The organism is Paraburkholderia sp. FW306-02-B, assembly GCF_058782725.1.
On sequence record NZ_JBYSXZ010000001.1, the window covers coordinates 194,831 to 208,654 of the forward strand.

General features: G+C 62.5%; 12 protein-coding genes. 2 read left to right on the top strand and 10 right to left on the bottom strand.

Annotation, left to right across the window (positions count from 1 at the left end; genetic code table 11):
• Position 1 precedes the first annotated feature (1 nt).
• The 8 genes from AC3WOG_RS00840 to AC3WOG_RS00875 form a co-directional block, all read right to left on the bottom strand.
• Positions 2-889, bottom strand: a complete 888-nt coding sequence (locus tag AC3WOG_RS00840) for an AAA family ATPase (protein WP_492576197.1) — start codon at positions 887-889, stop codon at positions 2-4.
• A 128-nt stretch (positions 890-1,017) separates the two neighbouring features.
• Complete coding sequence (locus tag AC3WOG_RS00845) at positions 1,018-1,815, bottom strand: FAD binding domain-containing protein (protein WP_492576198.1); 798 nt, start codon at positions 1,813-1,815, stop codon at positions 1,018-1,020.
• Positions 1,816-1,838: 23 nt separating this feature from the next.
• Positions 1,839-4,223, bottom strand: coding sequence for a xanthine dehydrogenase family protein molybdopterin-binding subunit (locus tag AC3WOG_RS00850; RefSeq protein ID WP_492576199.1), 2,385 nt, complete (start codon positions 4,221-4,223; stop codon positions 1,839-1,841).
• Between the two features lie 10 nt (positions 4,224-4,233).
• Complete coding sequence (locus AC3WOG_RS00855) at positions 4,234-4,752, bottom strand: (2Fe-2S)-binding protein (RefSeq protein WP_341313636.1); 519 nt, start codon at positions 4,750-4,752, stop codon at positions 4,234-4,236.
• Positions 4,753-5,974: 1,222 nt separating this feature from the next.
• A complete protein-coding gene (gene bcaP, locus AC3WOG_RS00860) occupies positions 5,975-7,372 on the bottom strand; it encodes a branched-chain amino acid transporter BcaP (RefSeq protein WP_492576200.1) in 1,398 nt (465 codons plus the stop codon).
• A gap of 158 nt (positions 7,373-7,530) precedes the next feature.
• Positions 7,531-8,187 carry a response regulator transcription factor RqpR gene (gene rqpR / locus AC3WOG_RS00865; RefSeq protein ID WP_341313634.1) on the bottom strand — a complete coding sequence of 219 codons (657 nt, stop codon included), beginning with the start codon at positions 8,185-8,187 and terminating at the stop codon, positions 7,531-7,533.
• A 10-nt stretch (positions 8,188-8,197) separates the two neighbouring features.
• The gene (locus AC3WOG_RS00870) at positions 8,198-9,148 is read right to left on the bottom strand and encodes a sensor histidine kinase (protein WP_492576201.1); all 951 of its coding nucleotides are present in this window, start codon (positions 9,146-9,148) and stop codon (positions 8,198-8,200) included.
• 555 nt (positions 9,149-9,703) lie between these two features.
• Positions 9,704-10,474 carry a ferredoxin--NADP reductase gene (locus tag AC3WOG_RS00875; protein WP_492576202.1) on the bottom strand — a complete coding sequence of 257 codons (771 nt, stop codon included), beginning with the start codon at positions 10,472-10,474 and terminating at the stop codon, positions 9,704-9,706.
• Positions 10,475-10,747: 273 nt separating this feature from the next.
• Between AC3WOG_RS00875 and AC3WOG_RS00880 the strand changes: the two genes are divergently transcribed.
• A complete protein-coding gene (locus AC3WOG_RS00880; protein WP_492576203.1) occupies positions 10,748-10,966 on the top strand; it encodes a hypothetical protein in 219 nt (72 codons plus the stop codon).
• 26 nt (positions 10,967-10,992) lie between these two features.
• Here AC3WOG_RS00880 and AC3WOG_RS00885 read toward each other — a convergent pair whose 3' ends face one another.
• Both AC3WOG_RS00885 and AC3WOG_RS00890 read right to left on the bottom strand, forming a co-directional pair.
• Positions 10,993-11,793 carry an endonuclease/exonuclease/phosphatase family protein gene (locus tag AC3WOG_RS00885; RefSeq protein ID WP_492576204.1) on the bottom strand — a complete coding sequence of 267 codons (801 nt, stop codon included), beginning with the start codon at positions 11,791-11,793 and terminating at the stop codon, positions 10,993-10,995.
• Between the two features lie 64 nt (positions 11,794-11,857).
• Positions 11,858-12,352, bottom strand: coding sequence for a hypothetical protein (locus tag AC3WOG_RS00890; RefSeq protein WP_492576205.1), 495 nt, complete (start codon positions 12,350-12,352; stop codon positions 11,858-11,860).
• Between the two features lie 282 nt (positions 12,353-12,634).
• On the opposite strand from AC3WOG_RS00890, the gene AC3WOG_RS00895 reads away from it, so the two are divergent.
• Positions 12,635-13,612: an AAA family ATPase gene (locus AC3WOG_RS00895; protein WP_492576206.1), complete on the top strand. Its 978-nt coding sequence runs from the start codon at positions 12,635-12,637 to the stop codon at positions 13,610-13,612.
• Positions 13,613-13,824: the final 212 nt, after the last annotated feature.

Here is a 13,824-nt window from a genome sequence, read left to right on the forward strand (position 1 = left end):
GTTACCCCGGCAGCGCGAGACATTGTGCGATCTGCGCGGCATCGACGCGCGCCAGATCGTCCTGATACTTGAGCAGCACACCGAGGGTGTTCTGCACCGATTGCGGATCGAGTTCGGTCACCGACAACGCCTCCAGCGCGCGGCACCAGTCGATCGTCTCCGCGATGCCGGGCGCCTTGAACAGATCCATGCCGCGCAGCCGATGCACGAAATCGACGGCGCGCCGTTGCAGTTCCGCGGACGTGTGCGGCGCTCGCGCGGCGACGATCTCCAGCTCACGATCGCGCTCGGGATAGCCGATCCATTGATACAGACAACGGCGCTTCAACGCATCGTGCACTTCGCGCGTCCGGTTCGACGTCATCACGACGAGCGGCGGCTGCGCCGCGCGCACCGTGCCGTACTCGGGAATCGACACCTGGAAGTCCGATAGCAGTTCGAGCAGGAACGCTTCGAATGGCTCGTCGGCGCGGTCGATCTCGTCGATCAGCAGCACGCGCCGCGCGTCCGGATGATTTTCGTCGGGCATCAGCGCTTGCAGCAGCGGACGCTTCAGCAGGAATTCGCCGCGATACAGCGTGTCGTTGGCAGGCCGCTCGCCGGCGGCTTCGGCCAGACGCAGCGCCATGATCTGCCGCGGATAGTCCCACTCGTAGAGCGCGCTGGCGGTGTCGAGTCCTTCGTAGCATTGCAGCCGCAGCATCGAGGTGCCGAGCATGCCGGCCGCCGCCTTCGCGAGTTCGGTCTTGCCGACGCCCGGCTCGCCTTCGACGAATAACGGCCGCTCCATGCGCAGCGCGAGATACAACGCGGTAGCCAGCTCGCGGCTGGCGAAATAGTTCTGGGCGGCGAGTTGCGCGAGGGTGTCGTCGATTGAAGCAGGCTGCATGGCGTTCCTGAATCCGCACGGTGAGGAGCAAAACTGCGCGGCTGCGTTGCTGAGTGAGCGAACAGTGAGCGAACGCGGCTGACGCGCCATGCCAGGCACGCCGCGTCAGCCGCCGACAGCGCGTACCGCTAACCGTTCGCCGTCACCACCGCTCGCGCCGCCAGCACCGGAATCAGATGCGCGCGATAGTCGGCGCTCGCGTGCATGTCGGTGTTCAGATCGGCCGCCGACACGGTGACCGCGCGCGCGGTCTCGGGCGTGAAATTCGCCGTTAGCGCGCTTTCCAGTTCCGGCACGCGAAATACCGAAGCCGCCGCGCCCGTCACCGCGACGCGCACGCCGCTCGCGAATTTCGCGACGAACACGCCGACCAGCGCAAAGTGCGAGGCCGGATTGTCGAATTTCTCGTATGCGGCGCGTTCGGGCACCGGAAACTCGACGGCGGTGATCAGCTCGTCGGGCGCCAATGCGGTCTCGTACATGCCGACAAAGAAATCGCTCGACGAAATCCGCCGCCGGTCCGTGACGATGGTCGCGTCCAGACCCATCGCCGCAGCCGGATAGCATGCCGCCGGATCGTTGTTCGCGAGCGAGCCGCCGATCGTGCCGAGCGCGCGCACCTGGCGATCGCCGATGTGCGAGGCGAGATCCGCGAGCGCGGGCAACACACGCCGAAGCGCGGCGTGCTCCGCCACGTCCGCGTGACAGACGGCGGCGCCGATCGTCACCGTTTTCGCATCGACGGTGATCGATTTGAGCGCCGGAATCCGCGTGATGTCGATCAGTTGCGACGGTTGCGCGAGACGCAGGCGCATGGTCGGCAACAGACTTTGTCCACCGGCGATAAATTTCGCGTTGCTATCGGCTGCGATGGCCGCGGCGGCCCCTTTGGGGTCCGTCGCGCGTTGATACTCGAATGCATACATGTCGAATGCTCCCGCTCAGGATCTCAGTTGGGTTGCTTGGCGGCTTGAATCGCGGACCACACGCGATGCGGCGTCGCCGGCATTTGCAGATCGGTCACGCCGAGCGGCGCGAGCGCGTCGATGATCGCGTTGATCACCGCCGGCGGCGAGCCGATCGCGCCCGCCTCGCCGCAGCCTTTCACGCCGAGCGGATTGTGCGTGCACGGTGTGCCCTTCGCGGTTTCGACGGTGAAGTCCGGCAGATCGGAGGCATGCGGCATCGCGTAGTCCATGTACGAGCCGGACAGCAGCTGGCCGCTCTCGTTGTCGTACACGCAACGCTCCAGCATCGCCTGGCCGATGCCCTGCGCGAGCCCGCCGTGCACCTGGCCTTCGACGATCATCGGGTTGATCACGTTGCCGAAATCGTCGACCGCGGTGAATTGCTGGATTCGGGACACGCCTGTATCCGGATCGACCTCGATCTCGCAGATATACGCGCCCGCCGGATAGGTGAAGTTGCTCGGATCGTAGAACGCGCTTTCCTCGAGGCCCGGTTCGAGTATGTCGAGCGGGTAGTTGTGCGGCACATAAGCGGCGAGCGAGATGTCGGCGAACGCCTTGGTGCGATCGGTGCCCGCGACGCGGAATATGCCGTCTTTGAACTCGATGTCTTCCGCCGCGGCTTCGAGCAGATGCGCGGCGATTTTCTTCGCCTTGGCTTCGATCTTGTCGAGCGCCTTCATGATCGCCGAGCCGCCGACCGCGATCGAGCGCGAACCATACGTGCCCATGCCGAACGGAATGCGGCCGGTGTCGCCGTGGACGATCTCGACGCTTTCCAGCGCAATGCCGAGCCGGTCCGCCACCACTTGCGCGAAGGTCGTCTCGTGCCCTTGACCGTGACTATGCGAACCGGTGAACACAGTAACCGAGCCGGTCGGATGCACGCGAATCTGGCCGACTTCGAACAGCCCCGCTCGTGCGCCCAATGCGCCCGCGATGTTCGACGGCGCCAAACCGCAGGCCTCGATGTAGCACGAGTAGCCGAGGCCGCGGCGCTTGCCGTTCTTTTCGGATGCCTGTCTGCGTGCCTCGAAGCCTTTTACGTCCGCGAGTTCGAGCGAGCGTGCCAGGATGGTGTCGTAGTCACCGGTGTCGTAGGTGAGGCCGACTGGCGTCGCATACGGAAACGTGCGGATGAAATTGCGGCGGCGGATTTCCGCGGGATCGAGTTTCATCTCGCGAGCGGCGGTTTCGACCAGACGCTCGACAACGTATGTCGCTTCAGGACGGCCCGCGCCGCGATACGCGTCGACGGGCACGGTGTTGGTGAAGACCGCTTTCACCTCGGCATAGATGGCGGGCGTCGCGTACTGTCCGGCGAGCAGCGTCGCGTACAGGATGGTCGGCACGCTCGAGGCGAACGTCGACAGATACGCGCCCATGTTGGCGGTCGTATGGATGCGCATGGCCAGGAACTTGCCGTCGGCATCCATCGCCAGTTCAGCTTTGGTCACGTGATCGCGGCCGTGCGCATCCGACAGGAACGCTTCCGAGCGCTCGGCGGTCCATTTGACCGGACGGCGAATCTTCTTCGACGCCCACGTCAGCGCGACGTCTTCGGCGTACAGGAAGATTTTCGAGCCGAAGCCGCCGCCGACGTCCGGCGCGATGATGCGCAGTTTCGATTCCGGCAGCGATAGTACGAACGCGGCCATCAGCAATCGTTCCACGTGCGGATTCTGATTCGCGACGTAGACCGTGTAGCTGTCGTCTTGCGATGAATAACTCGCGTTGACCGCGCGTGGTTCGATCGCATTCGGGATCAGGCGGTTGTTGACGATATCGAGCGTGGTGACGTGCGCGGCTTTGGCGAATGCGGCGTCGGTCGCGGCTTTATCGCCGTGCCCCCAGTTGTAGCAGACATTGCCGGGTACTTCGTCGTGGACCGCCGGTTGACCGGGATCCGCTGCATGCGCGGTGTCGACCACGGCGGGCAGCACGTCGTAGTCGACCTCGATCAGTTCGGCGGCGTCTTTCGCGGCCTTGATCGAATCGGCGATCACGAGCGCGACCTGATCGCCGACGTGACGCGCTTTCGTATGCGCGATCACCGGATGGGGCGGTTCGTTCATCGGCTTGCCGTCGGTGCTGTGAATCAGCCAGCCGCACGGCAGGCCGCCGACGTTTTCAGCGGCCATGTCCGCGCCGGTGAAGATCGCGATCACGCCGGGCGACTGTTTGGCCGCGGCGGTATCGATGCTGTTGATTTTCGCGTGTGCGTGCGGCGAGCGCAGGAACACCGCGTAGGTTTGCTGGGGCAGGACGACGTCGTCGGTGTATTGGCCGTTGCCGGTCAGGAACCGATAGTCTTCCTTACGTTCTACGGATGCGCCGATCAGGCCATGTGTTTCGGGGGCGTTCATCGTCGGCTCCTCAGGCGGTCGCTTGGGCGGTGGCCGACGCGCCGGCGTGGGCCGTGCCGGAGGATTTCATACCGGCCGCGCCTTCGAGCACGGCTTTGACGATGTTGTGATAGCCCGTACAGCGGCACAGATTGCCGTCGAGCTGGGCGCGCACGTCGTCGCTGGTGAGATCGGGTTGACGCTGGACGAGCGAGATGGCGCTCATCACCATGCCTGGCGTACAGAAGCCACACTGCAAGCCGTGGCAGTGTTTGAAAGCCGCTTGCATCGGATGCAGGGCACCGTCTTTGGCGAGCCCTTCGATGGTGGTGACTTCTGCGCCTTCGGCCTGGACCGCGAGGATGTTGCAGGATTTGATCGAGCGGCCGTTCAGGTGGACTGTGCATGCGCCGCACTGGGCGGTATCGCAACCGATGTGCGTGCCGGTGAGGCGGAGTTGATCGCGAAGGAACTGGACAAGCAGGGTGTTAGGTTCGATTGAGGCGCTGATGGGCGCGCCGTTCACCGTCAGACTGATGCTGATCGCCATGGAGTGTCTCCTTATGGGGTGAGATCGGACTTTTTTGTTTCTTGCCTTCGGCTGGTCCGATGTGTTTGTTGCTTTCTTTTTATGGTTCTGCCGAAAAGTAAAGCACAAATTGGGCGATGGCGCTATGAGGGGAAGTTGTTGTTTTTTTGCGCGTAGCGCGTGGGTGGGTGTTTGCCTATGGTGTTGGCCTTTCCTTGTGTTCTTATTGGTTTATTAGCTTTCCCCCTGTGCTGTTTGCCTGCTCGGCGCTTCTGGTTGTACGCCTGCGGTGTTGGCCTTTCCTTGATTTGTTAGTGGTCTATTAGCGTCGCCCCTGTGCGGGGCAGGCACTTACTTTCTTTGCCGCCGCAAAGAAAGTAAGCAAAGAAAGCGGCTTCACACCGCTAACGCTTAAGCGGGTCCCCTGGCTTGGAGGAGGTAGTGGAACATCTGGAATCAGTGTTCTCGCACATTCAGCGCTGATGACAAGGCCGTCATTCTTCCGGCGGCGCTGCGCGCGCCGACGCGGTACTTCTCAAAACCACCCTCCGTTTTCGCGTCAGCGTTTCGCTTGACGCTTCCGGCAGCGCTTCGCGCATCGAGCGGCACTTCTCAAAACCGATAGCGGGTATGCGTTTGCGGCGTCATTCTTCCCGCTCCGCACTGCGTGAGTCGCGGAAGGGGTTGCGAGGGAAACCCGTGGCTTCGTTTGTGTGTGGTGGTGGCCGTCGGCTTCGCCTCGGCGAGACGTTCAAGTTGTATGAGTGCAAGCCAGCACCCCGCGTGAGACGCTAGCGCGTCGGCGAGGCATGGGGGAGACGAGAGCGAGCCAGCGCGCCAAACCCGGCGCAGGCACCAAAGGCGGCTGACGGTTTTATGAGGTACCGCTGCGCCAAAACGCCTAGTGGTTTTAAGAGGTACCGCTGCGCCAAACCGTCAGGCGGTTTGATGAAGTACCGCCACGGCGCGCGCAGCGCCGCCGGAAGTATGACGGCCTTGTCACCAGGGCGGAATGTGCGGGAACACCGATTCCAGATGCTCCACTACCTCCTCCAAGCCAGGGGACCCGCTTCAAAGTTAGCGGTGTAAAGCCGCTTTCTTTGCTTACTTTCTTTGCGGCGGCAAAGAAAGTAAGTGCCTGCCCCGCACAGGGGCGACGCTAATAGACCACTAAGAAATCAAGGAAAGGCCACCGCCGCAGGTGTACAACCAGAAGCGCCGAGCAGGCAAAAAACCCAAACCCTTACCGCGTATGCGCCAACTTGGAATGCCGGCGCGAATAGCCAAAATAAATCACCATTCCGATAAGAAGCCAAACCACAAACGCAATCCAGGTAACCGCCTGCAGATTGACCATCAAAAACAGACAAGAGGCAACAGCCAGCACCGGCACAACCGGCACGCCAGGGCAGCGAAACGCCCGAGGCAACTCAGGATGCGTTCTACGCAAAACAAGAACAGCAATCGACACCATCGAAAACGCGGCCAACGTGCCGATATTGATCAGCTCGGCAAGTACATTCAACGGCACCAAAGCGCCAATCAACCCAAAGAAAATCCCGACCATCCACGTGGTAAAGAAGGGCGTAGCAAACCGGGGATGCACACGAGAAAGCCGCGCAGGCAACAACCCATCCCGCGACATCGCGAAGATCACCCGCGTCTGACCGTAAGCCATCACCAGAATCACAGTCAGCATGCCAAGCACGGCGCCAAGGTCGATAAAGCCCGCGACCCATTTCTGACCCGCAACCTGCAACGCATAAGACACAGGGTGCGAAATATTGGCGAACTGCGCCGACGGCACGATCCCCGTGACAACGGCCGCCACGGCCACATACAACACTGCACACACGCCCAGCGAGGCGATGATCCCAATCGGCAGATCGCGCTTCGGATTCTTCACTTCTTCCGCAGCGGAAGAAACCGAATCGAAACCGATGAACGCGAAGAACATCACCGCCGCGGCGCCGAACACGCCGTTCCAGCCGTTCGGCATGAACGGATGCCAGTTGGCAGGCGTCACGTGGAATACGCCGACCGCGATCACCAGCAGAACCACGACAACCTTGATCGCCACCATGATGTTGTTGATCCGCGCGGATTCGCGCACGCCGACCGACAACAACGCGGTGATCGCCATCATCACGAGGAAAGCAGGCAGGTTGAAGAACGTCTCATGCCCAGGCAAAGCGCCAGGCGCCGCCGACAGCGCCACCGGCAGCGCAATGCCAAAGCCCGACAGCAACGATTGCAGATAGCCCGACCAGCCGACCGACACCGCCGAAGTTGCCAGCCCATACTCGAGCATCAAGTCCCAGCCGATGATCCACGCGGCCAGTTCGCCGAGCGTCGCGTACGAGTACGTGTAGATAGAACCCGCGACCGGAATCGTCGACGCGAACTCGGCGTACGCGAGTGCTGCAAAGCCGCACGCGACCGCCGCGATCAGGAACGCGATCATCAGCGCCGGACCGGCCTGGACCGCGCCCGTGCCGGTCAGCACGAAAATGCCAGTGCCGATAATGGCGCCGACGCCGAGGAAGGTCAGATCGAGCGCGCCGAGCGCCTTTTTAAGGCCGGCGCTTTGAGCGCTCGCCGCGAGCATATGTTCGACGCTCTTCTTGCGAAACAGGGACATTGGCGGGGGTCTCCAGTAGTGCACGCATCTTGCGCGCCGAATGTCGGAAAACCCGCGATTTTAACGGATGCGCGCCTTTGCACCATTTTGGGACAGTGCTTTCAGGCGTCGCGCAGTGGGTGGAAGGTAAATGGAAGGTGGGTGGAAGGCGGCCGGCCTCAGCCCGCCATCGCCGGATTCAGGTCGACGAGACGGTTGCTCATCACATAGAAGGTCAGCTCCGCGTTGTTGCGCAGCTTCATCTTTTCGAGCAGCCGGGTCCGGTACACGCTGACGGTCTTCACCGACAGCGATAGCGTAGTGGCGATGTCGGTCAGGCGCTTGCCCGACGCCAGCATGCATAGCGTCTGATATTCGCGATCGGAGAGCTTTTCGTGCGGCAATTGCTCGCCGTCGAATGACACGTAGTCGGCCAGCGCTTCGGCCATCGCCGGGCTGACGTATTTGCGGCCCGCCGCGACCTGCTGGATCGCGCTTATCATCTGCGCGGCGTCGACGGTTTTCGACAGGTAGCCGGCGGCGCCCGCCTTCAATGCGCGCACGGCGTACTGGTCCTCGCGGTACATCGAGAACATCAGCACGGCCACGCGCGGCGCTTTGCGCTTCAGACGCTTGAGCACTTCGACGCCGTTGATGTCGGGCAGCGAAATGTCGAGCAGCACCACGTCGTAGCTGTGTTTGCCGACTGCGTCGAGCGCTTCGGCGCCGCTTTGCGCCTCGGTGACTTCGCGCGCCACGCCGCGGTCGAGCAGCAACTGACGGACGCCTTGGCGGACCACCGCGTGGTCGTCGGCGAGCAGGATGCGCAGGCTCATGATGGCGTACTCACGATTGAAGCGCGCGGCGTTCAGTGTCCGGCGCGCTCGCCAGGATCGCATCCCACGCAAAGCGTGCATACACAGTCGTACCGCGCATTTCATTGCCGCTCTCGCCGCGGCGGGCACCAGTGCTCCGGGCGCCGACGCGCAGTGTGCCGTCGAAGGCGGCGCAGCGTGCCCGCATGCTGCTCAGGCCGAAATGGCCGCGACGGCTGCGGGCGTTGCGCGTCAGGCCGATGCCGTCGTCGCTGACGATCAGCGTCAGATGACGGCGGCTGGTTTCGAGCCGCACGTCGGCGGCTTCGGCGCGCGCGTGTTTGGCGATATTGTTCAGCGCTTCCTGGGCGACCCGGAACACGGCAAGCGCCGCGTCGGCGGGCAGGCGTGTGAGCCGCACGTCTGAGGCGCAGAGGAAACTCGTGCGCAGTTGAGTGCGCGTGGCGAAGTCGCCGGTCCATTGCGCCAGCGCACCGACGATGCCCACATCCAGCGACGGCACATGCAGCTCCGCCACGGCCTGACGGCTCGCGATGCAGACAGCGTCGAGCGAACGGTTCGCGACTTCGAGCGCGGCGGCGCATTGCGGCGGCGCGTCGGCGGGTAGCCAGGTTTCGACGCCGGCGAGCGCAAAGCGCGTGGCGGTCAGTTCAGCGCCCACGCCGTCGTGCAGTTCGCGCGCCACGTGGCGGCAGGCCGCTTCCTGCGCCTGCACGAGCTCAGCCGACAGTTCGCGCACGCGGGCATGCAACCGCGCAAGTTCGCGCTCGGCGGCGGATTGCGGCGCGGACTGCTGCGCACCGCGGCGGCGCAGCGACGCGGGCGTCGAACCGGATGCCGAAGCGGTGTGCCGGGCCGTGACCTCGGCCGCGGAGGCACCCGCTGCGGGCACAACGAATCCATCACGGACCAGAGAGGGCGGAATGTGCGCGCTGAACGGGACGACAGTCGACGTATCCATGACTTTCCTGCTCAGGAAGCGGTGTGGACGGCGAAGCGGGTGCGCGTCGGCGGCGCGAAGACGAAAGAACGCATGCGAGTCTCTGGCCTCCAGAAATGTCCGCGACGCGCATGGCGCGACGGACAAATCGCGACAGCGCGGCGTAACGAAATTTACATTCGGTAACAAACGGATCGTACTGCGACGGCATGTCAAAACGACCGATCGTGCGCCGCGATGATATCTCAAAAAAAGATAAAGTGCAGGTACACCAAGGGTTAGCGCTTATATTTCACGCAATGGTTGATGTACTGCGGCGTCGTACTTGTAGGAATAATACTGACGTCAAATGTCAAAACGCAGGGTGGCATTTGTAACCACGCAACACACGTGGCTCGGGCCGCTATTCAGGCGCCGCGCAACGTTGCCGCCATGCGTGGCGAAGCGCCGGCACATCGGTCCGCCACGCTTTTCCCGGGCCGGTTTTCGGCAGTTTTGACGTCTGACGCAATAAAAAAGGAGCCCGAAGGCTCCTTTCCGATACTTGCGCAGCACGAGCTGCCGGTCAAGCGACGCTTAGCCCACAAACGCCTTTTCGACCACGTAGTGACCCGGCGAATTGTTGCTGCCTTCCTGGAAGCCAAGCTTGTCCAGCAGTTCGCGCGTGTCGCGCAGCATGTGCGGGCTGCCGCACAGCATCACGCGGTCGCTTTCGAGCGAGAAGCCCGGCACGCCGAGGTCGGCGAACAGCTTTTCGGTTTCGATCAGTTCAGTGATGCGGCCACGGTTCTGGAACGCTTCACGCGTGACGGTCGGGTAGTACAGCAGCTTTTCCTGCACCAGTTCTCCCAGATGTTCGTGAGCCGGCAGGTGATCCGTGATGTATTCCTTGTACGCCAGTTCGTCGACGAAACGGCAGGTGTGGGTCAGGATCACGCGCTCGTAACGGTCGTAAATGTCCGGATCCTTGATGATCGACATGAACGGCGCCAGGCCCGTGCCGGTGGACAGCAGCCACAGCGTCTTGCCCGGCAGCAGGTTGTCGGCCATCAGCGTGCCGACCGGCTTCTTGCCGATCAGCACTTCGTCGCCGACCTTCAGATGCTGCAAACGCGACGTGAGCGGGCCGTCCTGCACCTTGATGCTCAGGAATTCGAGGTGCTCTTCATAGTTCGCACTCGCGAGGCTGTAGGCGCGGATCAGCGGCTTGCCTTCGACTTCGAGGCCCACCATCGTGAACTGCCCGTTTTCAAAACGGAACGACGGATCGCGCGTGCAGGTGAAGCTGAAAAGCGTATCGGTCCAGTGATGGACGCTCAGGACGGTTTGTGGATTCAGGTTGCTCATGGCTTCTTGGATAGTGCGAAAACAAAGGCGGCCAGTCGTTTTAGCCGGCCGGCACGGCAAGGGCGATGCTGCGTTAACCCGTGGTCGGGAATCACGCGCAATCTGCTATTTTACCGCGCCCGCTGCATAAGGGCTGCGGCGCGATAGTTGAGCGCGATAAACGTGGTAAAGCGGGTTACCGGACCTCGAAGCGTCAGCGCCGGCTGTCGATACAGTCGGGCGCCGCGAAGTACATTGGCGTGGGTGCAGCCGCGCTTCGGCGAGAGTACGGCGATGGGCGAAAGCCGCGCAGGGCGGCTGCCATCGGCTGTCCGGCATGCGCCGGATAGGCGCGCCGCGCGGGCAACATTTTCAAGATCATACCGAAACCCGCCGTGCGTTGCAGCATTGACCCTGCTGACGAAACTGGCAAACCCGGGTGAAATCGGCGAAAAAGGCGAGGAGATCTGGATGGAAAGGCGAGATGCGCGGCGCGAGCGCGGCGATTTTTAAAAAGGCGGCAGCGCCGCCCTCGCAACTCATTCGACCCGCAAGCGAGCCATATACGGCAAGTGATCCGACAGCCACGCCGTTTCCTGGGTCGGCTGGATCCATTCGATTGGCTGCATGCCGCGCACAAACATCTTGTCGAGCGCGAGCGCCGGTGAGAAGGCCGGAAATGTGCGGCCCGCTTCGCCGAGCAGCGTCGCCACTTCCTGCAAGCCATGCTCGCGGAATAGCGGTACCGAATCGTTGCGCCAGTCGTTGAAGTCGCCGGCGAGAACCAGCGGACCTTCGGGCGCTTCCTTCGCGATCCAGTGGGCGATCCAGTTCATCTGCCGCAAACGCGCCGAGCGCGTGAGCGCCAGATGCGCGCACAGCAGCGTGACCGAGTGACCGCCGAAGGTCGCACGCGCCACCAGCAAGCCGCGCTTTTCGAAGCGATGCGCGGAAATATCCCAGCGTCCGCCGAGATCGAGCGGATGCGGCGACAGAATCGCATTGCCATGCCGCCACGACGGCTTGAAGACATTCGGCCCAAGCGCGATTTCCAGTTCCAGCGCGCGCGCAATCTCGGTGGCCTGGCAGTGCCAGACGTCGCTCAACGGATCGGCGGTGTGAAGCGCGCCGAAGCCGGGCGAGAGCACCGGCGACGGCATCCGTCGCGCCATCGCTTCCTGCAAAAAGTACGCGTCGGCGTGGGTCGACTGAACCCAGCGCTGCATCGCCTGCCAGGCCTGAAAGCCGAGCGGTGTGCGGCCTTTATGCAGGTTCCAGCTCACCGCAATGAAATCCTTGGGCGCTACGCTCTCGCGGATCAATTCTTCGGGGTTTCGCATGCCGCGTTGTCCACGTGTTCTGATTGGGGGCTTCAGTTATTCGCTGCAGTGATCCGCTTCAGCTTCAATTTGCGCTAGTCGCGAGGCTCGCACGCACGCGGTAGGCCAGGTTCGGGTTCTTGTCGACGATCGTCCAACTGGTCCACTGGCCGGCCGGCACCTTCAGACCTGGATGGCTCGCGCTCACCTGACGCGGTTGCGGCGGCAGTTTGCAACCGGTGTCGGTTTGTTGCGGGGTGTTTTCCTCAAAGGTTTCCTGCGCTTCGATCGACAGCGTGATCTCGTTCGTATCGGCTCGCAGCGGCGAGACCGTCAGTGTGCGTGCCAGATCGAGGCTGCCGGCGGGCTGGTCTTTGCAACCGACATTGTGCTGCACGATCTTGTGATGCGTGTCGGTGCGCGCCTGGCCGACGGTCGTGGTGCCGTCGAATGCGTCGATCTGCTGGCCGTCGCGCATCACCTGCAACTGCCATTGCACGACCTGCTGTGCCGGCCGTTGTTGCGCATATGCAAGCAACGAAGTGCCGAGCAGCACGGCCGCGATACTGGTTTTCCACATAGAAAAATTCTCCGGGGCACTGCGTCCGGGACGGCGTCCGCCCAAGTGGTCAGACGGCCATCTTACGCCTGATGGCCGCAACACTTTTCTGACACTTCAAAGGGGGCCGGGTTCGGCAATAGTGAATTTCAGCTGGGGTCGTGAATTGCGAATAACGAGCCGTTGTTAGCAGCAGAGCCGCACGACTGCTGGCTTGCACGCGAATATGGCCTCGTTACACTGATCTTGAAACGGCGCCCAACAGGGGGCCGCTGCAGCAAGACCAGCCAGGCGGGGTGAGCGATGACAACAGCTATGGTCAAACAGGAAATCGCGGTGGCGTCTTTCAGTCAGGTGTACGACCTCGATCAGGTCGAAACCGCGCTGAACGACCTCGGCGAAGGCGCGAACGAGGCGCTGCGTGCCACATACGAAAAGATGCTGAAAACCGGCAACCTGCGCTTTTGCGTCAAACCGAACCGGATGCCCTCGATCGACGATCTGATCGACGCGCTGCCCAACTTCTCCGAACCGCTCGACGATATCCGCAAGCAGGTCGCCTTGTGTCTCGAGACCGAAGACCGGCTCGAACTGATGCCGATCCTGCTGCTCGGCGATCCCGGCATCGGCAAGACGCATTTTGCGAAGCAGTTGTCGCGCCTCCTCGGCACCGCCTATCAATACGTGGCGATGAGTTCGCTGACGGCGGGGTGGATTCTGTCGGGCGCTTCGTCGCAATGGAAGAACGCGAAGCCGGGCAAGGTGTTCGAAGCGCTGGTGAACGGCAGCTATGCGAACCCCGTGATCGCCGTCGACGAAATCGACAAGGCCACGGGCGATTCGCAATACGATCCGCTCGGCGCGCTCTATGCGCTGCTCGAGCACGACACGGCGCAGACTTTCATCGACGAATTCGCCGAGATTCCGATCAATGCAGGCCATGTGATCTGGATCGCGACCGCGAATGACGAGCGCTCGATTCCCGAACCGATCCTGAACCGCATGAACGTATATGAGATTCCGCCGCCCGATCACGAAGGCGCACGCCGCATCGCGCAGTCGATTTACGACGAGATCCGCTCGGCGCACGCTTGGGGCCTGCGTTTTCCCGCCGAACTGGGCGACGGCGCGCTCGACGTACTAAAGCAGGCATCGCCGCGCGAAATGCGGCGCGCGATTCTCAATGGCTTCGGCGCGGCGCGCATCGCCGGGCGCGATCGGATTGGCGCCGGCGACATTCGGCTTGACTACGGAAATCGTCGAAAACCGATCGGTTTTTGACGTTTTTGGGCCTGTTTTACCTCTCCAAGCCGCCTTCTGGCGGCTTTTTACTATCTCAATTCACGGAATCCATACTTGAAATAGGGTGAATGTCGCGGCAATTGTTGCTAATAACGAGATGATGTCCGCGCACAAGCCAGAACCGACGTGGTGGACGCGTCGCGTCAAGGCGTCAGCATGCAGAACTCAGCGCGAGCCGCGCGGCGAGCCCA